Below are 20,826 nucleotides of genomic sequence, written 5' to 3'. Positions count from 1 at the left end.
TCATGGCGCTGACCTGGGCGGTCCTGGGGGAACGACCACCGCTTCTATATCGTAGGTCGGCCGCCGCCGCACGGTTCCGTCGCCGAGCGTGACCGTCTCGTAGCCGGTGTGGACGACGTTGGTGATCTGGTACCGGGTCCCGCGCGGCAGGATCAGCTCGCGCTGGTCGGGGAACGCGCTGCTCGACCCCATCCACAGGCCGCGGCTCCCCGGCGGCAGCACCAGGCGGACGCGGTTGCCGAACGACTGCCCGTCGACCTCGGCCGGGTCGCGTCCGAGCGACGTCGACATCGGCGCGCCCTCGGTCTGCACGGTGCCGAGCAGGTTGGCGACGGGGTCGCGGTCGCCCAGCGGCCGCCCGTCCCGTCCGAGCATGAAGTCCAGGCCGGACAGCCCGCGCACCGCCTGGACGGGCTCCGGCAGCGGCTGGTTCATCGCCTGGTCGATCTCGGCGATGCGCCGCCAGAACGCCTGCTCCGTCGGCTCCTCGCCGAGGTACTGGCGCAGCCACTGCCGCTCCTGGTGGTCGGCCCGGAGCTGTTCGAGCCGCGCCGTCACCGACGTCAGCGGCGGCGCGAGCAGCCGGTCGACGAGCTGCCGCTGGTGCGGGTCGAGGTCCGTCCGGCTCCGCAGCCGGACGATCTCCTCGATGCGCGTCGGCATCCGCCCGCCGTTCAGGTGGTGCAGCTGGTGGGCGGACCACTCCGACCACGCGAGCCGGTTGAGGTGGGCGCCGACGTCCGGGCCGCCCGGACGCAGGAACCGGTTGGGCATGGACTGCCGCGTGTACCACCACGCCGCCCGCCGCAGGTTCTCCGGCAGGTCGCGGAAGGCGTGCCCGAGCCGGCTCTCGCCGTACCGCTCGCCCTGCCGGTCGGTGTCGAACCGGTGGACGCCGTCGCGGTCCACCCGTCCCTCCGGCCGCAGCCAGTCCCGCAGCCCGCGGGCCTCGGCGTCCGGCGGCTCGGTGCCCGGGTCGCGCCGCCCGGCCCGTCCGGGCGCGTGGCCGTCGTCGCCGGCGAGGACGGTGCCGTCGGGACGGTGCACGTCCCAGCCGCCGTCCGGTGGCCAGGTGGGGCGCCGCCCGCCGTCCGGTCCGGGCCGCGCGGACGAGGCGAAGACGGTGCCGTCGGAGTCCGACCAGGCCAGGCCGCGCGGAGCCACCACCGGGACGCCGAGCCGCTGCGCGAGCCGGGCGGCGAAGTCGCCCTCGCCCGTCCGGCAGGACAGCAGCGTCACCTGGCGGCCGTTCCAGTCCGGGTCGTTGCGGATCAGCGCGGCCATGTCGTCCACGCTCAGCCGCCGCCCGTTCACCAGGACCCCGTCGCGGTCGCCGTGGCCGTCCACCGTGAACGTGTCCGGATCGGGCGTGACGCGCCGGGCGAGGTCGCGCATGGCGTGCTCGTCCGGCCCGAAGAACGACCGCCCGGCCGGGGTGCTCTCGCTGTCGCGGTAGATGTCGTGCAGGTGCGGCGGCAGGTCGGCGGGCACCGGGTCGGCGCCGTCGGCGTCGCTCCCGTCGTCGTGCACGGGGTCGGCCGCGTGCGGCTCCCGCACGTCGTGCGCGCCGCTCTCGGGCGTCGTCCCGTGCGGGGGCGCGTCGCCGGGCGAAGGCTCGGAGTACCAGCCGTACTTCGCCGCGACCTCCGGACGCGGAGCCGGCTCGGGACGGGGCGCGGGACCCTCCGCGGGCGCCTCCGCCGGGCTCGGCTCGGCGGTGCGGGCGCGCGGCGGCCCGCCGGCGAGCGCCTCGTCCAGGCCCTGCTGGAACCGGCCGACCACCTGCTGCTTGATCGACTCGTCGAGCGCGCGCTCCTCCGGGGTGAGGGCCCGGTTCTGGTCCTCCGCCACGTTCGGCAGGTCCCGGCGCACCTCGTACAGGGAGTGCTCGTAGGCGGCCACGTCGTCGATCGACCGCAGGTGCAACCGCAGCTCGCCGATGTGCCCGTTCGGCATGCGGACCGTCATCTGGACGTCGCGGTAGCCGCTCGGCACCGGGTTCTGCATCCGGTCCTTGACGGACACGATTTCCACGCCGTGGTTCCGGGCGATCCGCTCGATGTCGCCGAGCGCCCGGTACAGGCCGTCCACGGAACGGAACTGGATGCGGGCGCCGAGCAGGTCGCTGAGCCGGCTCGGGTCCCCGTCGTAGTCGCCCATGATCTTGTCGAGGGCGCGGGTGCGGTCCTTGTCGCCGGGCCGCAGCTTGGGATCGGCGCCCATCTCCGCGAGCTCCGGATCGTGGACGAGGGCCCGCAGCGCCGCCTCGCTCTCGTGCTTGGCGTCGTAGAGGCCGTCCAGGTACTCGTTGAGGTACGGGTCGTCGCGGCCCAGCGCGGGATCGGCCCTGGACGGGTCGAAGCCGGGCTGATCCGGCGCCACCCGCGGGTCGCGGCTCTCGCCCTCGCGCCGGTTCTCCACCACCGAGCCGGCCAGCCGCTCGCTGGTCCGCTCCTGCTCCGGCGTGAGCGGGGTCGGCCGCGCCACCGGGCCGTCCTCGCCCAGGATCGCGTCCGCGCCGCGCTCGTTGACGTCGCGGACGGCCCCTTCGAGGATCCCGACCGCCTCGGGGTGGTTCAGCACGCTGTTCAGCGTCTTCGGGCGCGCGAGGAGCGAGTCGCGCAGGGACGACTCCACATCGTTGAGGCCGTGCCCGGCGACGATCCGCGCCAGCTCGGGGTGGTGGGGCAGCATGTCGCGCAGCTGCGTGCGCAGCTGGTCGCCGAGCGGCTCCCCGGCCCGGTCGAGCATGTCCCGGACCCGCGGGTCGTCGTGGACCTGCCGCATCACCTCGTCGGACGCCCGCCGCTCTGGCCCCGCGTCGTCCTGGCGGGGGCCGTCCTCCGGTCCGGGCCGGGACGCGGCGCCGTCCTCCGGCCCGGCCGAACGGGCCGCCGGAGCCGGGTCGTCCTGCGACCGCGCCGCCGGGTCCTGCCAGCCGAACGGGCGCACCGGGGTGCCGTCCGGCCTCGGGGGCGTCGCCGCCGGGGTGCCGAGCTGGTGCGGCGGCAGGTTGTAGAACGTCCGGTAGTGGACGGTCGTGGTCGGCGGGTCGGTGCCGAAGTCGGTCTGCGCCCACCGCGCGTGGATCACCTGCGGGGTGTACGCGAGATCGCCGTCGGTGTTCCGGTTCGGCTCCGCGAAGAACTCGAACCGGTCGACCCGGATGTCGTTCGACGGATCCTGGTCGAGGAGCGCCAGGTGCTCCTCAAGCCCGTACCAGCTCTCCGGCCGCGTGACCTGGTGCTGGTTCTGGCCCTGGTTCTCCACCTCCCACTGCGGGAAGTAGCTGATGCGCTCCCGCGGGCCCTGCCCCTGGTGGCCGAAGATGTGCCCGCCGTTGAACGGCGTCCCGGGGTACTCCTTCCCCCCGATCTTCCCGACGTGCCCCTGCGCCCCGTAGCGGGCCCCGCCGCCCGTGTCGTGGTCGGGACGCCCGGTGGCCAGGTCCGTCTGGCCGTTGTCGTCGGTGTGGAAGAGGAAGGTCCCGGGCGGGACCTCGTGATCCGGGCCCGGGGCGCGCTGCGGCGCGGTCGGGTCGGGGAGGCCGTCCCCGTCCTCGGGCACCCGCTGGGCGCCGAGGTCGCCGCGGCGGACCGCGTCGACCGGGTCGAAGTCGGCCGGGTCAAGGCCGGCGAAACGGTCGCGGGGCTCGACCATGTAGCTGACGTTGGGCAGCGGGACCCCGTCGTTCTTGTGCTTGAGGACGCCGAGCTCGCTGTTGTAGTGGGCGGCGCCGTCCTCGTCGCCGAACCACGTCCGGACGTGCGTGATGTTGCCGTCGGCGTCCGTCCAGAAGATGCCGTGCAGGCGGGGCGGCGAGTGGTTGTCGTAGACCGCGATCCGCGCGTCGGGCTGCAGCGGCTGGTTCGCGCTGTAGGGCCCCTGCGCGGGGTCGTAGCCGTCCTGCGTCACGTGCTGCAGCGGCTCGCCGCCGGCCGTGTGGGTCGGCGGGTCGAACGGCGCCGCCGCCGGCGGCCTGCCGTCGTCCCCGCCGACGAACACGTGCGGGTCGCCGTGACCGAAGTCGACCTGGTGGACGACGCCCGGCTCCGGCCGCGTCAGGTCGATGTTCTCGTTCGGGTTGCGCAGCGCGGCGGGCTCGCCCTCCGCCTGCGGGTTCGTGACGTGGGTGACCTGGCCGTCCGCGTTCGTGTAGACGACGGAACGGACGATCTGCCGCCCCTGCTCGTCCAGGACGGGATTGCCGTCGTCGTCCAGCGCCAGGATGCGGTGCCTGCCCTCGCGCGGCGGATAGCCCACCGTCGACGCGTGCTCGCCCGGCCTGAGCGCATGGTCCCGGGTGTCCGCGGGATCGACGCGCGGTGGATCCCACGGATGCTGCGTGGGGGAGCCGCGGGTCTCGTCACCGTCGCCCGCACGCGGCGCGTCCGACACCGGGTGCCCGGGTGCGTAGCCGTCGCGCCCCGCTGGGGCGACGTCGCCGTTCGGACGGTGGGTCTGCCACCCGCCGTTCGGCGGCAGGTCGGGCCGCGTCCGCCCGTCCTCGCCGGGACGGCCGGACGACGCGTACACGTTGCCGTCCGAGTCCGACCACGCCAGCCCGTTCGGCGCCGTGACCGGCACACCGAGCCGCTGCGCGAGCTGCGTGGCGAACCGCCCGTCGCCCGTCTCGCACGACAGCAGCATGACCTCGCGGCCGTTCCAGTTCGGGTCGTTGCGGATCAGGTCGGCGACGTCATCGACACTGAGCCGCCGCCCCCCGACCCGCATCCCGTCCGCGTCCCCGTGCCCATCGACGACGAACCGCTGCGGATCGGCCGGCACCCGCCCGGCAAGATCCCGCATGCCACCCTCGTCGGACCCATAGAAGGCGCGCCCTGCAGGAGTCTCCTGACTCCCCCGATAGACATCGTGCAGATGGTCGGGCAGCCCCGCGGGCGGCGCCTCCCCGGCGCCCTCCCCCTCATGCGGCGCCGCCGGGTCATGAGGACCGCGCGCAGCAGGCTCATTCCCACCCCGAGCCGGGGTCTGACCGCTGGACACCGCGGCCTCGCCACCTCGCGCCGCAGGTTCGCCGCCGCTCCGCCCAGCCCCCTCGTTGCCACCACGCGCCGCCGACTCGCCGCCCCCAAGGGCCGCGGTCTCGGTACGAGGTGCGACACCTCCGTCAGTATCGCGCGCAGCAGGGCCGTCACCCCCGCGTGCACCGGACTCGCCGGGACCGGACGCCCCGTCGTCCGTACCGCGCATTGCAGGTTCACCACCACCACGCACACCAGACGCGGCCGGTTCGCTGGTGGTGCGCGCCGGGGTCGCACTGCCGTCACGCGCGCCAGGGTCGTTGCCAGGCGTTGGGTCAGTGCCGCCGTGCGCGGCGGGTTCGGTGCCGGGCGTGGCAGGTTCGTTGGTGGTGCGTGCCGCGGGTTGATCGTTGCCGGGGGCCGGGGTTTCGGTGCCGCCGCGTGCGGCCGGGTTGCCGCCGGGCGTGGCGGATTCGTCACCACGTGCGGCGGGGTCGGTGCCAGGTGTGGCGGGCTCGTTGCCGCCGCGTGCGGCGGGGTCGTTTCCGTCGCGCGGCGGGGGCGACGGGTTGGTGCCCGTACCTGGGTCCGGTGGTGGTGTGGAGCGGAAGCGGGCCGGTGGGCCTGGGTGTGACGAGCCCGGGTCGGGCGGGCCGGAGTGCGGTGGTGATGCCGGGGGAGTGCCGGATCCGGGTGCGGGGCCCGGGTTGGGCGGCGATCCGGCGTATCCGGAGTTGCCGACGGGCAGGGTGGCGGACGTGCCGCTCGTGTTGAGCGGGCCGGGGTCCGGGGCGCCCGGCGGGATCACCGTGGCGCGGATCTCGACGATCGGGTTGCCGTCGGCGTCCCGGGCGCTGGTGTCCACACTCGTGATCTGGTACCTGGTGCCGCGCGGCAGGACCAGCTCTCGCTGATCCGGGTAGGCGCTGTTGCCGCCCATCCAGACGCCGTTGGAGCCCTCCGGCAGGTCCATGTGGATCCGGTAGCTGAACGGCTGGCCGTCGACGACCGCCGGATTCTGCCCGAGCGATGTCGACATGTACGCCGGCTCGGTCTGGATGGAGCCGATGAGCAGTTGAGCGTCGCGCGGACCGAGCGCCGTCCCGTCCGGGAGGCGCATGAAGCTCACGTCGTGCAGGCCGCGCTCGGTCTGCACCGGCTCCGGCAGGCGCTGGTTCAACGCCTGGTCGAGTTCGCCGATGCGGGCGTTGAACGCGTCCACCGTGGGCGTCCCGCCGAAGTAATCGTGCAGGAACGACCAGTAGCCCGCGTTCTGCCTGATCTGGTCGAGGCGGCCGTCCGGATCGCTGTCGTTCAGGACGTTGTTGATCAGGTCGCGCTGTTCCGGGCTGAGGTTCGGGTGGGACGACCAGCGCTGGAGGTCGTCCAGCGTCGGGAGGTTGGTCCCGTCGTTCATCCGGGCCAGCGCCCAGGCCCTGTTGAAATCGTTCTGGAAGTGGTTCAGGGCGCCGGGCAGGTCGGCGCCGGGCCGCAGGAACGCGTTCGGCATCGACTGGACCGTGTACTGGTACAGCGCGTTCTGCAGGTGCGGCGGCAGGTTGCGGAACGCTTCACCGAGCCGGTTGTCGCCGTACCACTGCCCTTCGGCGTCGCTGGTGAAGCGGCGCACCGGGTCGGGGTCCGCGGTGGTCCCGTCCGGGTTGGAGACCGTCCAGCCGGACGACTCGGGGTTGCCGCGCGCGTCGACGTCGACCGCGCCCGTCGGCGCCGTGACGCGGACACCGAGGTTCTGCGCGAGGTCGGACGCGAACCGGCCGTCCCCGGTGTTGTTGGACAGCAGGAGCAGGTCGCGCCCGTTCCAGTTCGGGTCGCTGCGGATCAGCGCCGCGAGGTCCGTCGCGCTCATCGGCCGGTCACCGACGATCGGACCGTCGCTGTTCCCGTGCGCGTCTAGGACGAACCTGCCCGCGGGATCGGGCGGTACCATTCCCGCCGTGTTCCGCATGTGCGGCTCATCGGGACCGTAGAGGGCCCGCCCGGCCGGCGTGTCGGCACTGTTCCGCCAGGCGTCGTGCAGATGCCCCGGCAGTCCCGGCGGCGGCTCGTCACCACGCGTCGGCTGCCCGTCGGAGGACCGTCCGTCATCGCCTTCGCGAGGCTGCCCGTCCCGCGCCCGAGGCTGCCCTTCGCCATCGCGCGACTGCCCGTCGTCCGTACGCGGCTGCTCTTCGTGGGGCCGCGGCCGGGTCTCGTCGGTGCGCGGACGACCGTCGTCTGCCCGTGGCTGGCCGTCGTCCGTGCGCGGGCGCTCTTCGCCGGGACGCGGCTGTCCCTCCTCCGTCCGCGACTGACCATTGTCCGTGCGCGGCTGGTCATCGCCGGGACGGGGTTGGCCGTCGTCCGTGCGAGGTTGGTCGTCGCCGGGCCGAGGTTGGTCGTCGCCGGGGCGGGGCTGAGCTTCGTCCGTACGGGGTTGGCCGTCGTCTGTGCGCGGCTGGCCGTTGTCCGTGCGGGGCTGGTCTTCGCCCGTGCGCGGCTGGCCGTCGTCTGTGCGGGGTTGGCCGTCGTCTGTGCGGGGCTGGTCTTCGCCGGGGCGGAGTTGGCCGTTGTCGGAGCGCGGCTGGTCGTCGCCGGGGCGTGGTTGGCCCTCGTCCGCGGGTGGTGGGGTCTCGCCCGAGCTGGGCTGGTTCTCGTTGGGGGTCGGCTGGGAGGTGCCCTCGGGGGTGTTCCCACCGTCCGGGGTCTGGGACGGAGTGTTGCCGTCGCCGCCGGGCGAGCCGTCCGGGGCGGGCGTGCCGGTGCCGTTCGCGCCGAGGTGGCGGTCCATGACCTGGCCGATGGCCTGGGCCAGGGCGCGGGGGTTCTCGGCGAGGCGGTACTCGGTGAACGCCTCCGCCATCATCTCGTGAGAGTCGTTGGAGCCGTAGGTGGAGAGGGCGTTCTCGACGCGCTGCTGCGTTGCGGCGTCGTGCGGCTGGGTCGCGTCGTACGGGACGCCGATGGCGTTGGACACGGCGCGGTTCAGGTCCGCGAGCATCTGCGGGTTGTCGAGGAGCTGCTGGGCCAGGTGGTGCCCGAACTCGTGGGTGAAGACGCCCTCGGCGGAGCCGCCGCCGGGCACGGTGAACCCGGTCGCCTCCTCGTCCGCGCCGTCCTCGGCCCGCGCCGCGTTGTCGGAGAAGGCCTCCTCGCTGATGTAGATGCCCGGGCTGCTGTCCTGGGGGGTCGCGTAGGCGAGGACGTCGCCGTTGTTCGGTCCGAGCGACTGGTTGAAGTCCTGCGAGCCGATGTGGGAGAGCCCCTGCATCGTGCTCGGGTAGTCCGCGCCGAGCCGCTGGACGGCGTTGTTGATCTCCCCCACCGTGGCCGGGTCGATCGGGTTGGAGCTGAAGTCCACGGTGGGCGCGTCGTCGCCGAACGGGGCGAGGGCGTCCCGCGTCTGCTGCTCGGCGTCCGCGAGGTCCTGCGACTTGTCCGCCGAGCCGTCCTCGGGCGTGCCGTCGCCGGGCGTGCTGCCGTCGTCCGGCGTGCCGTCGTCGGCCGCCTCCTTCTTGTGCGGTCCGTCCTGGTCCTGCTGGGACGGGCCGTCCTGCGCCGGAGGCTGCTCGTTGCGGACGACGCCCTGGTCGTCCACGTTCTCGATCGGCGGCGGCTTCGGCTGCGCGCCGGGGTCCGCGGGCTCGTACGGCCGGGACTCCTGCCTGTGCTGGGACGTCTCCGGCCGGGGCCCGCTCCCGGAGGCCGGGGTCTCGGCCGGGCGGGACGGGGACGACGAAGACGTGGGCGTCCTGCCCGAGCCGCCGCCGGGGGACGTGCCACCGCCGGACGGCGGGCGGACTCCGCCCGCCGACGCCGTCCCCGCCGGGCCGCCCATCGTGCCCATCGGCATCATCGGAATGCCCGCGACGAAGCCCGTCGAGCCGCCCGAGTCGCTCTCGGGACTCGGCATGGCGTCCTGGGCCTCGGTGGAGCCGTCGGTACTGCGCGGGTTCGGGTCCGCGGCGGTGTTCGTCCCCTCGTCGCCCGGGGTGGGGCGGGAGGGGGTGCTGCCGGACGCCGGGTCGCCGCCTTCGGGTGTGCGCGAGCCGCCGCCGGACGCTGAGTCGCCGCCGTCAGGCGTGCGCGGGCCGCCGCCGGGCGTGGAGGAACCGCTGCCGCCTGGGGTGGCGGTGTTCCCGCCACCGGGCGGGGGTGCCGCAGCCCCGGTGGGCGTGGCCGTGCCGCCATCGGCGGTGTTGGAACCGCCATCGGGGACCGTCCCGGAAGGTGGCGGCGCGGAGCTCGGGGTCTCGCTTCCCGGCGTCGACGTGCCGGGGGGAGGTGTCGACGAACCATCGCCTGGCGTGGGCGTGCTGCCGCCGGGTGTGGAGGTGCCGTCGCCTGGGCTGGAGGTGCTGTCGCCGGGTGTGGACGTCCCCGGGTGGGGAGTGGATGTGCCGTCGCCTGGTGTGGACGTGCCGGGGTGAGGCGTTGAGGCGCCGTCGGACGAGCCCGAGTGCGGGGGCGTGCTGTGGGAGGCCGGGGATGAGCCTCCGCCTTGCTGGGAGCCGCCGTCGCCGGGTGTGCCCGAGCCGCCGCGCGTTCCGGAGCCGCCGCCGCTCGAACCGCCGCTGCCCGAAGACGAGGACGAGGAAGACGAGCCGCTTCCCGAGGACGATGAAGACGACGACGAGCCGCTTCCGCTACTCGAAGACGACGAGGACGATCCTCCGCTTGATGACGAGCCGCCGCCCGAGGACGAGCCTCCTCCGCCGGAAGGCGCGCCGCCGCCTGCTGGGGCACCGCCTCCCATCGGGGCGGCTCCGCCCATGGGGGCCGCGCCGCCGGGGGCCATGGCGCCGCCCGAAGGCCCTCCGGTGGGGCCGGCGCCGGACGGGGAAGAACCGCCGAAACCGGACGGGTTGCCGCCGAGGCCGCCGCCCGAACCGCCCGGGGCCCCGCCTCCACCGCCGTCGCCGCCGGTGGAGGCCAGCGACGAACCGCCGCCGCCACCGCCCGTGTCGCCGAGCAGTGTGGCGATGCGGTTACCGCCGCCACCGCCGCCGTCTCCTCCGCCGCCGGAGTGGGAGCCGCCTCCGCCGCCTCCGCCCCCGCCACCGCCGGGGTTCGAGCCGCCTCCGCCGCCGCCTCCGCCGCCGTCGTTCCCGCCGGGCGGCGTAGGAGACGGGGACGGGGACGGGGAGTTGCTCGGGCTCGGCGAGGGCGTCGGGTCGGTGGGACTGGGGGTCGGCGGGTCGCCGCCGGGGAGGGAGGAGCGGTAGTCGTTGAGCCCGTCCTTGCCGCCGCCGACGGCACCGCCGAACGCGCCCGACGTGGCGCCCTTGGCGATGGCGTCCCAGGTCAGCGGGTCGCCGTGGACGGCGGCGGTGGCGACGGTGCCGGCCACGCCGCTGACGGCCTCGGCCGCGCCGTCGCGCACCATGCCCCGGACCATGCCGCTCATCGCGCTGTCGGCCGGGCCGTTCAGGCCGGGGATCTTGCCGAAGCCGTGCCCGATGCCGCCGGAGATGGCGCCGCCGATCGCGCCGTCCAGGAGGGCCGAGCCGGTCTTCTTCCAGTCGACGCCGTCGCGGTTGCCCTGCGCGATCTGCACGCCCTGGACGAGCAGGTCGAGCCCGCCGCCCTCCAGGGCGCCGAACGCCGCGCCGCGCAGGATGGCGCCGAGGAGCCGCTGGCTGAGCCACTCCAGCAGCCGCTGGAAGATCGTTCTGGACGCGACCTGGGCCCCGGCCTCCACGGCGGGGATGGCGGCGGTGGAGGCGCCGAACGTCGCGAACGCGGCCGCGATCAGGTACGCGATCTCGATCGCCGTGACGATCAGCAGCGCGATGAACATGTACTTCGCGTACTCGATGTCCAGCGCGCCGCCGTCCAGCATCTCGGCGAGCTGCCCGCACGACTCGGCGAGCTTCGTCAGGATCTGCGGGTCGGTGGAGACCCACTGATCCCACTTCTGGCTGAACGCGTCCGCGGCGCCGCTGTCGAGCGCGGTGCGCACGTCGGACGCCGTCTGGTTGAGATCCTCGATCAGCTCGTTGATCTCGGTGCCGGCGGTGGTCCACGCCTCGGCGCAGCGGCGCATCGCCGTCTCGTCGCCCTCAGGCCAGTCGGACCCGATGATCCAGGACAGCCATTGGACCGGTTCTGGGATTTCAAGACCCACGGATCAGCTCACTTCAGCCTGGAGGCGTCCTCGGCCTGCTTGTAGGTCTTGGCCATCTGGTCGACGCCCTTCTTGATGCCCTCCAGGCCGTCCTTGAGCTTGGGGAACGACTCCAGGACGTTCTTGGCCGGGTCCGCGTAGCCCTCGGCGAACGTCTTGCCGGTCTCGTCCGAGCCCCAGCACTGTCCCTCGGCGGACAGCGCCGAGCTGAGCCGGTCGTAGATGGCCTTGAGCTGGGTGGCGCCGTCGTGGAACCCCTTGCCGGACCGCTTGAGCTCCTCTGTGTCGACCTCGAGGTATTCGTAGGTCATCGCGGCAGGATCCCGAGGCGCTCGCGGATGGCGTCGATGTCGTCCGGACGCTCGGGCAGCAGCTTGGCGATGTCGAAGCCGCTCTCCGCCGCCCCCTCCGGGGCCAGGCCCTGCATGGCGGCGCGCATCTGGTCGGTGACCTGCGTCTGCGCGTCCCGGGTCGCCTCCATGATCGCCTCGGCGAGCTGCTCGGAGCCGAGCTTGCGCTGGACGCGCGGGTCGAGTTCCAACGAGGTGAGCCGGCCCTGCCGGTCGACCTTCACCCGGACCATGCCGTCGGCGGCCTCCGCCTCGGCCTCGATCGCCTCCAGATTGGACTGCATCTCCTGGATCTGCCGGCGCTTCTCCTGGTAGGTCTGCAGGAGCTCGTCGATATGCGCCTGCCATTCAGCGCGCACAGGGACCCCTCTGTTCGTCGGGAGCTTGAAAGAGCCCGCGACCGCGCACGATCACAGACACACACAGGGATTGATCATTTATAGGGGTTTCAAGGCCGTTGTCGCAACCTGTTCCGGACTGTCCGTGACGGCGGTCCACGTCACCGACGTGGTGCGACGCCCGCACCGGACGGCGCCGGCGTTGTGGAACACTGCGGGGATCGCGCGGTGCGCCGCGCGACCCGACAGGACGATCTGCGAAAGGTGTGGCGAACGATGCGCAGGAGACCGAACATCTGTGACGCCTGCGTGCGCCTGCAGAAGAGGTCCAACCCTGACGCGCAGACGTCGCTCGACCGCTGGATCCCCTACTGCGACGCCTTCCCAGAGGGAGTGCCGAACGAGATCTACCGGAACGGGTTCGACCACCGGAACCCGTTCGAGGGCGATCGGGGCATCCGGTTCGAGCTGCGTCCCGGCGGGGAGCGGGCGCTGGCGGCGTACGAGTCCGCCGCCGCGCGGAAGCAGAACGCGGCGTCCGGGCAGGGCACGGCCCCCGGACAGGGCCGGGGGACGGGGCAGGGCGGCTGACCGGCGGGCCGGCCGCCCCGCGCGCCATCAGTTGCTCCACAGCAGCGTGTTGGTGACCTCGACGCCCAGCTCGCCGGCGGTCGCGAAGACGCTGCCGGTGCGGCCGCCGGTCGGCCCGCCGGTCACCCAGTACGACTGGGCGTAGATCACGGTCGACCCCTGCGTCCAGGTCCGCGTCCAGTACGCCGGGTCGGCCTTCGGCTGCCGCAGCCCGCTGGCGTCCGACGGGGTCAGCAGCTTCGGCCAGCCCTCCTGGTTCGTGTACCCCTTGATGACGGACGCGTCCGACGAGGTGGCGAACTTCAGGATCGAGACCGACGTGATGATCTGCTTGGACGGGTTGGCGTAGACGGCCGAGTACATGTTGCCGACGCACGGGTGCCGGCGCAGCGCGGGCTGCAGCACCGAGTTGGCGCGGGTGGTGCACGACTCGACGCGCGTCCCCGCCTGCGTGAAGGTGTTGCCCTTCGCCGTCTCGATCGTCCGGGTCAGCACGCCGGACGGGTCGATGGCGCCCCCGCCGCCGGACCGGGTGGTCGGGCTCGGCGGCGGTGTCGCCTCGTAGGACGGGACGCGCGTCACCGACGGCAGCGAGGACGTCCGGTCCGGCGCGTCGTCGTCATCGCCGAGCAGGAGGAAGGCGCCCGAGCCGGCGATGGCCAGGACGAGGATGACGCCGATGATGAGGAAGAGGGCGAGGCCGCCTCCACCGCGCCGCGGTGGAGGCGGAGGCGGGAAACCGGGGCCGCCGATGCCGCCGGGGCCGCCGGGCAGCGGCGGCGGGCCGGCCGGCGCCGGGGGCGGTGCGGCAGGCACGGCCGGCGGCGGGAATCCCGGGCCGGGCTGCTGGCCGGGCCAAGGTGGGGGGTTCATGATCGCTCCGGGCGGTGTCACAGCGGGGTGCCGATGGGATCGGGCCAGACTAGCGGGCCGATCGTGGTGATTTAAGTGCAGGTGAGCCGTCTGTGCGGTCCGGATCCTAGGCTGGGGGGCGTGGGTCAGGCGCTCCGTCGCGGTGCGTGGGGGGACGAGTGTCTCGTAGGCTGGCCGGTGAGAGGGGAGGCAGGTGTCCGACTCCAGCTGGCAGCAGGCGGTCCTCCGCGAGATCGGCGTATCGCGGAGGGGACTCCAGAGGCTCGACGCGACGCCGAACGGCCCGGCGCAGGGCTCCTGGGGCGCGGAGGCGCCTCCCCTGCCCGCGCCTGAACAGCAGCCGTCCGCGACGCCCGTCCCGGCGCCCGTCCCGCAGCCCGCCGAGGCCGCGGCGTCTCCGGCGTCGCAGGCCGCGCCCGAGGTGCCGCCGTTCGCGGCGCCCGCCGAGCAGGCGCAGGCGGCGCCCGACGGCCCCGCGCCGCTGCTCCCGGAACCGCAGCCCCTGCTCCCGCCGCAGCCGGATCCGTCCCCGCAGCCGCCGTTCCCCGCGCCCGAGCCGCAGGTCGCCGCCCAGCAGGCGGCCGAGCAGGCCGCGGCGCAGCAGGCCGCCGCCCAGCAGGCCGCGGCCCAACAGCAGGCCGCCCAACAGCAGGTCGCGGCGCAGCAGGGAGCCGTGCAACAGCAGGCGGCCGCCCAGCAGGCCGCTGCCCAGCAGCAACCCCCGGCCCAGCAGCAGGCGCCGGACGGTCAGGGCGGGCCCGGCCACGTCGAGCCGCTCATCAGCTCCGACTTCGACTGGGAGGCGGCGGTCAACCCCGTCCTCGGCGCCGTGCCGACCGCCGGGAGCGGCACCGAGCAGAGCACGGAGGCGAGCGCCCCCGCGCCCGCGTCCCCCGCCCACCCCGTCCCGCCGGAGCAGGTCGGCTCCGGCCACCAGATCCCGGCCGGCGACCTCGTCCGCAAGAACCAGCACGGCGACCCGCTCGCCCGCCGCATGGGCCGCGGCGTCCGCAACGCGATGGGCGGCGGCGCCCGGGAGGCCAGGGAGCAGGCCGCGTTCGCCGAGCTGATGCAGCGGCCGGTGCCGAGCTCCCGGCAGATCGCGGTCGCGAGCGTGCGCGGCGGCGCGGGCAAGACGACGATGGCCGCGCTCGTCGCGACGGAGCTGGCCCGGCACCGCGCCGACCGGGTGCTGGCCGCCGACGCCGACGCCGAGCTGGGCTCGCTGCCGCTACGGCTCGGCGTCTACGCGCAGCTGTCCCTGTTCGACCTGGCCGCGCAGAACCCGCACACGTTCGAGGAGGCGGAGCGCTTCCTGACCCGCACCCCCGACGGCCTCTACGTGCTCTCCTCCACGCGCGGCGGGCGCATCGCGGGGGAGTTCACGCTGGAGACGTTCCAGACCGCCCTCAGCGCGGTCAGCCGGTACGTCGCTGCGACCGTGGTCGACTGCGGCGCCGGCATCCTGACCGAGGTGAACCGCGGCGTCATCGCCGGCTCGCACGGCCTCGTTCTGGTCACCCCGGGCACGGTCGACGGCGCGCTGAGCGCGCGCGGGGCGCTGGAGTGGTTCTCGGCCAACAACCAGCAGGCGCTCCTGCCGCGCACCGTCATCGCGATGGTCTCGCACGCGCCGCAGGTGGGCGCCGACCTCCAGCGGGCGCACCAGATGCTCACCGCGTGGGGCCTGCCCGTCGTGTCCGTCCCGTACGACCGGCAGCTCGCGACCGGCAGCTCCCTCGACCTGTCCCGGGTCTCCGCCGCCGCCCGGACCGCCGTGACCCGCGTCGTCCACGAGGTGTTCTCGCGCTCGCTGACCGCGGGGGTGACGCGATGAGCACCGACCTGGTCGCGCTGGTGCGCCGCCGTCCCGACGTGCACGCCATCGCCGACGGCATGATCGCGATGGGCGAGCCGCTGGAGCTGCGCGGCGGCGAGCCCGACTCGACGCGGCTGCACGACGGCGAGGGCCGGCTGCTGGTGTCGATCGAGGACGCGGTGCAGGTGTCGGTGCAGGGCGAGATCGGCCGGCTGCTCGGCGCCGAGTTCGCCGCCCGGGTCATGACGCCGGTCTGGTGGGTGGACGTCCGCGCGGTCGCCGACGTGCCCGAGGCGCAGCGGGTCGCGCGCAAGTTCGCCGACTCGCTCGTCCACTGGCTCGGCGGCATGGTGTACCCGGAGGGCGCCGCCGACGCCCCGGCCCGCAGCTGGAGGGCGTCCGGCCAGGGCGGTCCCGGTGCGGAAGGCGGCACGGCGGGCGGCACGCCGGGCGGTTTCCCCGGTCCGGCGGGCGACCCGGGCGGCGCCGCGTACCAGGGCGGCGTGATAGGCGGCTAGACCGGCCGCGTCAGCGCCGGCCAGGTGAGGGCCGGCCAGGTGAGGGCCGGCCAGGTGAGGGCCGGCCAGGTGAGGGCCGGGTCAGGGCCAGTCGCGGGTGAGGTCCAGGTCCCACGGGACGAGGTTCCACGGGCTGCGCGGGTCGGTGGCGAGCTCCTCGATGAGCCGTTCGTACTCGGCCTGCGCCTTCCCGCCGCCGCCCGACCACAGCAGCCGTCCTTGCAGGTAGCAGGTGGCCATGTCCCGCCAGGACGTGTACCGCCGCTGGATGTCGAGCGCGAGCGGCAGCATCCGCTCCCAGCAGTACTCCTCGGTCAGCCACCCCACCATGTGGCCCCACCGGTAGAGCATCAGGGCGCGCCCGTAGTCCCAGATGAGGAACCGTCCCACGTTGGCGCGCAGCGCCGGGTCGGTGAGCGCCTTCAGCCGGTGCAGTTCCTCGGCCGCGTGGTTGCGGTCGTTGAAGAGCTGGTGGAGGAACTGGGCCAGCTCGGCGCCCTCCTCGCTGGCGTCCGCGCCGGGCTCGTCCCGCAGCAGCGGCGGGACGAGCCGCGCGTACGCGCCGCCCTCGTCGCCGTAGCGGACGCGGACCAGCTCGATCAGCCGCTCGACGAACGGCGGTTCGAGCCGGTCGCGGGCGATGAGGCCGTCGACCTCGCGCAGCAGCGTCCCGTACTCCTCCTGCGCGGCGGGGGACCGGGCGGCGAGCCGGGCGTCCTGCGTGAAGTCGGCGCGGTGCCCGTCCTGGACGAGCCAGTTGACGGCGCCGAGGAGCTGTTCGAGGTCGTAGGCGCCCCACGGCTGCTGGAGCAGCTCGTGCGCGGCGCGGCGATCGGCCGCGGCGGCGGCGCCGGGCGCGGTGCCGAGCCGGTCCACCCGGAAGCCGTTGACGGCGCCGTAGGGGGCGCCGGCCGCGATGATCCAGCGCTGCACGGGGGTGAGACCGGAGCCCGGGGTGAGGGCGCCGGGCGCGCGGATCAGCTCCCAGAGCCGCCGCTGGAACTCCGCGGCCTGCCGTTCCTCGCTGCCGAAGAACCCGGCGAGCTGCTTGCGGAGCGCCGGGTGCCGGACGTAGAGGCGCCGGAAGAACCGGCCGTTCTTCCACACCAGGTGTTCCGGGCGCAGCTCGCCGAACGGTATCCGCGTCCGCCGGTGGACCATCTGCCGCTCGGCGAACCGCAGCTCCAGGTCCGACCACAGCCCGGCGATCGGGGTGAAGCGCAGCAGCAGGACGAACGCGCAGACCAGGGTGACCAGGAGGGCACCGGGCGCGAGCGCCCACCGGGCCTCGTCCGGCATGCCGGTCAGGGAGAGCACGGCCCCGGCGAGCAGTAACGCCACCCCGCCCGCGCCGAACCCGAGGAACCAGCCGGTGGTGACGGCGAGCGACCCTTCGACGCGGAGCACGGCCTCGTCGCCGTCGAACTCCAGCGACGCCTCGGCGAGTGTCCCCTCGACGGCCCGCTCAAGCGCGTCGAGCCGACCGGCCTCTCCCATGGGCAGGACCGTACATCATCCCTTACGGGTAGATCATCACCCCTGTGTGCGATATGCGGTGGTTAGACCCTCGTCAGGCGGACTGGAGGTGCTGCATCAGCATGCTGTGCCGCTGCCAGCCGTCCTGCGAGCGGCCGTCGCCCAGCGGGAAGAACGTCAGCGGCGCGCGCGGCGGGCCGACCGGCTGGCCCGGCAGCCCGTTCGGGCCGGTCACCGCCCCCGCGACCGCCAGCGCGACCGGGGCGGGCGCGCCCGTCCAGCGGGGCTCGGTGGTGAGGTCGGCGCGGCCCGGGGTGAGCTGGACGAACAGCGACGCCACCGGCTGGTCGGCCGCGAGCGCCCCGACCAGGGTCGGCAGGTGCTGCAGCGGCGGCGGGTCCTCGGGCGCGTAGCCGACCGTGACGGTGCTGACCTCCGCGACGCCGCCGCCCTCGCTGGCGGTGTAGTCGCAGATCGCCTGGGCCGGGCGGGGCCCGTCGCCGCCGACGATGAGCCGCGCGGTGGACCGCCCGCGCGCGTACTCGGTGAGCCGGTCGCGGCGCCACGGGTGCTCCAGCGGCTCGGCGGGGCCGACGCCCGCCGGGTACTTGCCGGTGAGCAGCTGCAGGAGGCGCTCGACCGGCCCGCCGAGGTCGCCCTCGGCGCCGTGCCTGATCCGGTAGACGAGGGTGAGCTGCGAGCCGACCGGGGCCGTCGGGCGGGTGGTGAACCCGGGCGCGTAGTCGCGGGCCTCCGGGACGGGCACGAACGTCGTGCCGCTCCACTTCAGCGGCCGTCCGGTGAGGCCCTCGTAGTAGCCGTCGCCGTTGCGGACCACCCACTGCACGTCGTTCCCGGACGCGGCGGTGCGCAGGGGCAGCGACAGCCGCGAGTCCAGGGGCGTGACGACCTGCAGAGTGCGGCCGCTGCCGGTGCAGTCGCCGAGTGCCTTGTTCAGCCAGGCGCTCAGCGCCACCACGGGCCGGTCCTGGAGGACGACCATGGCCTGCTCGGTCAGCGCGTCTACGGTGCTCATCTCGACCGGGAGTCTAGTCACCGGCCGCCCGTCCCCGGGCCCACCCCGCCTCCCGGCCGCGCCCGCCGGACGATCGCCATCCGACCGGCGTCTTCACCGTGACTCGCGTGGCGCATGTCCAATCTGTGCTGAAATGTTACGGATGCAGCGAGCCGCCGCGCCCTCCCCCGTGTACTACGCGGACGACGCCCCGACGCCACCGGAGCCGCCGGTGCGGGGGCGTCTCTGGCGCGCGCTCGGCTGGGTCTCGGTCGTGCTGTCGGTCGTGCTCGTCGCCGGCAGCCTCACCGCGTACGGGTTCTGGCGCCGGCTGGACGGCCAGATCGACCGCGAGGACGTCGACGGCAGGCTCGGCGATGACCGCCCCGAAAAGCTCAACAACTCGCTGAACATCCTGCTGATGGGCTCCGACAGCCGCGCGGGGGAGAACGCCCGCTACGGCGCCGAGGCCGGGCAGCGCTCCGACACCACGATCCTGCTGCACATCTCGCCCGGCGGCGAGAGCGCCATCGGGATCAGCTTCCCCCGCGACTCGATGGTGCAGATGCCGCCCTGCAAGAAGAAGAACGGCGCGACCGTCCCGGCCCGGTTCGGGATGATCAACACGGCGTTCTCCAACGGCGGCCCCGCCTGCACCTGGCGGACGATCGAGTCGCTCACCAGAATCCACATCGACCACTACATCGAGGTCGACTTCGCCGGGTTCAAGCGGGTCGTGGACGCGCTCGGCGGCGTGGAGATCTGCGTGCCGCGCCGCATCGACGACCCCAAGGCCGAACTGCACCTCCGGGCGGGCAGGCAGGTCGTCCGGGGCGACCAGGCGCTCGGCTACGTCCGCACCCGGTACGTCCTCGGCGACGGCTCCGACCTCGACCGGATCAAGCGGCAGCAGGCGTTCATGGCCTCGGTCGTCAAGAAGGCCACCGACAAGGGCATGCTCACCGACCCGGGACGCACCTACGGCTTCCTCTCCGCCGCCGCCAAGTCCATCAAGGCCGACGACGGGCTCACGCTGTCGGTGATGCAGAAGCTCGCCGGGTCGCTGCGGGGGATGAGCGCCGGGAAGGTGCGGTTCGTCACCGTGCCCGTCCAGGCGTACCCGCAGGACAAGAACCGCGTGCAGTTCGACCAGGCATTGGCCGAACCGCTGTTCAAGGCCGTCCGGGAGGACAACGAGCTCCCCGAGCAGACCCCGGCGCCGGTGGCCGGGCAGAACGGGGTCCAGCCCGTACCGCCCGCACAGGTCAGGATCGGCGTGTTCAACGCGTCCGGCACCGCGGGGCTCGCCCAGCGGACCGCCGACCAGCTCGGCGAGCGCGGCTTCCAGGTCGTCAAGGTCGGCACCAGCAGGAAGCAGTACCCCCGCACCCAGATCCTCTACGGCGCGGGCGCCGAGCGGCAGGCCGCCCGGACGGCGATCGCGGTCCCCGGGCCCCGGCCGCGCGCCTGGGCGTCCGCCCGGCCCGGCCACGTCTACCTGGTGATCGGCAGGGAGGGCGCCAAGCTGCGCGGGCTCTCCCCGACCGTGCCGAAACTCGCCGGCGAGATCAGGGCGGACCGCGATATCTGCGCCAAGACCTGATGCGGCCATGTCCCCCCGGTATGTTGGCCCGCGCCAACCATCGACCAGACCAAAGCGTCCCTTGTAGGACGCCCCACAACCGATCCCCCCGACCTCCTGGCCCGGAGTCACCCCCCGCACAGGGCTCCACGGCCGCCACGCTCCCCCCGGACGGACGCATGCAGCCCGAGCCCTTCACCCTCTTGATGACCGTCTACGGCGGTGATCGGGCGGAGCACGTCCGGGACGCGTTCCGCAGCGCCGTCCACGACCAGACGCTCCGCCCCGACCAGGTCGTCCTCGTCCAGGACGGCCCCGTGTCCGCCGACCTGGCCCGGTGCCTGCACGAACTCGCCGCCACCGGCGAGGTCGAGGTGTCGTTCGTCCGGCTGGAGCACAACCGCGGTCTCGGCCCCGCGCTGGACGCCGGCCTGCACGCCGCCCGCCACGACATCGTCGCCCGCATGGACGCCGACGACGTCGCGATGCCGCACCGCTTCCAGCTCCAGGTGCCGCTGGTCCGCGCGGGCGCCGACCTCGTCGGCGCGGGCCTGCTGGAGTTCGGCACCGACATCACCGACATCGTCGGCCGCCGCACCCCGCCGAGCGACCCCGCCGACATCGCCCGCTACTCCCGCCTGCACGACCCCTTCAACCACCCGACGGTCGTGTACCGGCGCAGCGCCGTCATCGCCGCCGGCGGCTACGGCGACCTCCCGCTGATGGAGGACTACTGGCTGTTCGTCCGCATGATCGCGGCCGGCGCCCGGATGGTGAACCTCGCCGAGCCCCTCGTCTACTACCGCGTCGGCGACGGCGCCTACGAGCGCCGCGGCGGCCGCGACCTGCTCCGCTCCGAGCTGCGCCTGCAGCGCGAGATGCTCCGCGAGGGCTTCATCTCCCAGCCCCAGTACTGGCGCAACGTGATGGTCCGCGGCGGCTACCGCCTCGTCCCCACCGTGATCCGCAAGCCCTTCTACCGCGCCGTCGTCGCCCCCTACGGCGCCCGCCGCAACCGCTCGCGCGACCGCGACGACGCCCGCGTCACGCCCCAGCCCCCGGCCTACACGCCCCGGCACGCGCGGCCCGCGGCCGAGGGGCTGCCCGGCGTCGAGGCCGCCCCGCCGCACCTCGACCAGTGACGCGGCCCGCCGG

The 20,826-nt window shown here is 74.2% G+C and carries 11 protein-coding genes; 5 read left to right on the top strand and 6 right to left on the bottom strand.

Going from position 1 to position 20,826, the window contains the following annotated elements:
• From BM339_RS16615 to BM339_RS16605, 3 genes are read right to left on the bottom strand one after another with little or no spacing between them, the layout of a single operon-like run.
• On the bottom strand, positions 1-11,109 hold the full coding sequence (locus BM339_RS16615) for a WXG100-like domain-containing protein (RefSeq protein WP_177287708.1): 11,109 nt from the start codon (positions 11,107-11,109) through the stop codon (positions 1-3).
• 8 nt (positions 11,110-11,117) lie between these two features.
• Positions 11,118-11,420 (bottom strand): WXG100 family type VII secretion target, encoded by a 303-nt coding sequence (locus BM339_RS16610; RefSeq protein ID WP_075021426.1) that lies wholly within the window; start codon positions 11,418-11,420, stop codon positions 11,118-11,120.
• Positions 11,417-11,818, bottom strand: a complete 402-nt coding sequence (locus BM339_RS16605) for a YbaB/EbfC family nucleoid-associated protein (protein WP_075021425.1) — start codon at positions 11,816-11,818, stop codon at positions 11,417-11,419. Before BM339_RS16605 ends, BM339_RS16610 begins: the two co-directional genes overlap by 4 nt.
• A 255-nt stretch (positions 11,819-12,073) precedes the next feature.
• Between BM339_RS16605 and BM339_RS16600 the strand changes: the two genes are divergently transcribed.
• Positions 12,074-12,388, top strand: coding sequence for a hypothetical protein (locus tag BM339_RS16600; protein WP_143118460.1), 315 nt, complete (start codon positions 12,074-12,076; stop codon positions 12,386-12,388).
• A 27-nt stretch (positions 12,389-12,415) separates the two neighbouring features.
• On the opposite strand, the gene BM339_RS16595 is transcribed toward BM339_RS16600, so the two are convergent.
• Positions 12,416-13,261 (bottom strand): flagellar basal body-associated FliL family protein, encoded by an 846-nt coding sequence (locus BM339_RS16595; RefSeq protein ID WP_143118459.1) that lies wholly within the window; start codon positions 13,259-13,261, stop codon positions 12,416-12,418.
• A 193-nt stretch (positions 13,262-13,454) separates the two neighbouring features.
• Between BM339_RS16595 and BM339_RS16590 the strand changes: the two genes are divergently transcribed.
• Together BM339_RS16590 and BM339_RS16585 are read left to right on the top strand one after the other, a co-directional pair.
• Complete coding sequence (locus BM339_RS16590; protein WP_075021424.1) at positions 13,455-15,098, top strand: CpaE/TadZ family protein; 1,644 nt, start codon at positions 13,455-13,457, stop codon at positions 15,096-15,098.
• A complete protein-coding gene (locus BM339_RS16585; RefSeq protein WP_075021423.1) occupies positions 15,095-15,598 on the top strand; it encodes a hypothetical protein in 504 nt (167 codons plus the stop codon). Before BM339_RS16590 ends, BM339_RS16585 begins: the two co-directional genes overlap by 4 nt.
• Before the next feature lie 81 nt (positions 15,599-15,679).
• Here the strand turns inward: BM339_RS16585 and BM339_RS16580 are convergent, their stop codons facing one another.
• The gene (locus tag BM339_RS16580; protein ID WP_075021422.1) at positions 15,680-17,095 is read right to left on the bottom strand and encodes a DUF1266 domain-containing protein; all 1,416 of its coding nucleotides are present in this window, start codon (positions 17,093-17,095) and stop codon (positions 15,680-15,682) included.
• Positions 17,096-17,168: 73 nt separating this feature from the next.
• Positions 17,169-18,110 carry a DUF6177 family protein gene (locus BM339_RS16575; protein WP_220126541.1) on the bottom strand — a complete coding sequence of 314 codons (942 nt, stop codon included), beginning with the start codon at positions 18,108-18,110 and terminating at the stop codon, positions 17,169-17,171.
• A 142-nt stretch (positions 18,111-18,252) separates the two neighbouring features.
• On the opposite strand from BM339_RS16575, the gene BM339_RS16570 reads away from it, so the two are divergent.
• Positions 18,253-19,692 carry an LCP family protein gene (locus tag BM339_RS16570; RefSeq protein WP_075021421.1) on the top strand — a complete coding sequence of 480 codons (1,440 nt, stop codon included), beginning with the start codon at positions 18,253-18,255 and terminating at the stop codon, positions 19,690-19,692.
• Between the two features lie 158 nt (positions 19,693-19,850).
• Positions 19,851-20,813, top strand: a complete 963-nt coding sequence (locus BM339_RS16565) for a glycosyltransferase (RefSeq protein WP_021599827.1) — start codon at positions 19,851-19,853, stop codon at positions 20,811-20,813.
• Positions 20,814-20,826: the final 13 nt, after the last annotated feature.

The organism is Actinomadura madurae (assembly GCF_900115095.1).
Classification (GTDB): Bacteria; Actinomycetota; Actinomycetes; order Streptosporangiales; family Streptosporangiaceae; genus Spirillospora; species Spirillospora madurae.
Note: the sequence above shows the minus strand (reverse complement) of the source record. Positions and strands in the feature narration are given on the sequence as shown.

Excerpts from the sequence above, each read along its gene's own strand:
- BM339_RS16600 (WP_143118460.1), top strand. The coding sequence starts at position 12,074 with ATGCGCAGGAGACCGAACATCTGTGACGCCTGCGTGCGCCTGCAGAAG.
- BM339_RS16610 (WP_075021426.1), bottom strand. The coding sequence starts at position 11,420 with ATGACCTACGAATACCTCGAGGTCGACACAGAGGAGCTCAAGCGGTCC.
- BM339_RS16575 (WP_220126541.1), bottom strand. The coding sequence starts at position 18,110 with ATGAGCACCGTAGACGCGCTGACCGAGCAGGCCATGGTCGTCCTCCAG.
- BM339_RS16580 (WP_075021422.1), bottom strand. The coding sequence starts at position 17,095 with ATGGGAGAGGCCGGTCGGCTCGACGCGCTTGAGCGGGCCGTCGAGGGG.
- BM339_RS16565 (WP_021599827.1), top strand. The coding sequence starts at position 19,851 with ATGCAGCCCGAGCCCTTCACCCTCTTGATGACCGTCTACGGCGGTGAT.
- BM339_RS16585 (WP_075021423.1), top strand. The coding sequence starts at position 15,095 with ATGAGCACCGACCTGGTCGCGCTGGTGCGCCGCCGTCCCGACGTGCAC.
- BM339_RS16595 (WP_143118459.1), bottom strand. The coding sequence starts at position 13,261 with ATGAACCCCCCACCTTGGCCCGGCCAGCAGCCCGGCCCGGGATTCCCG.
- BM339_RS16570 (WP_075021421.1), top strand. The coding sequence starts at position 18,253 with ATGCAGCGAGCCGCCGCGCCCTCCCCCGTGTACTACGCGGACGACGCC.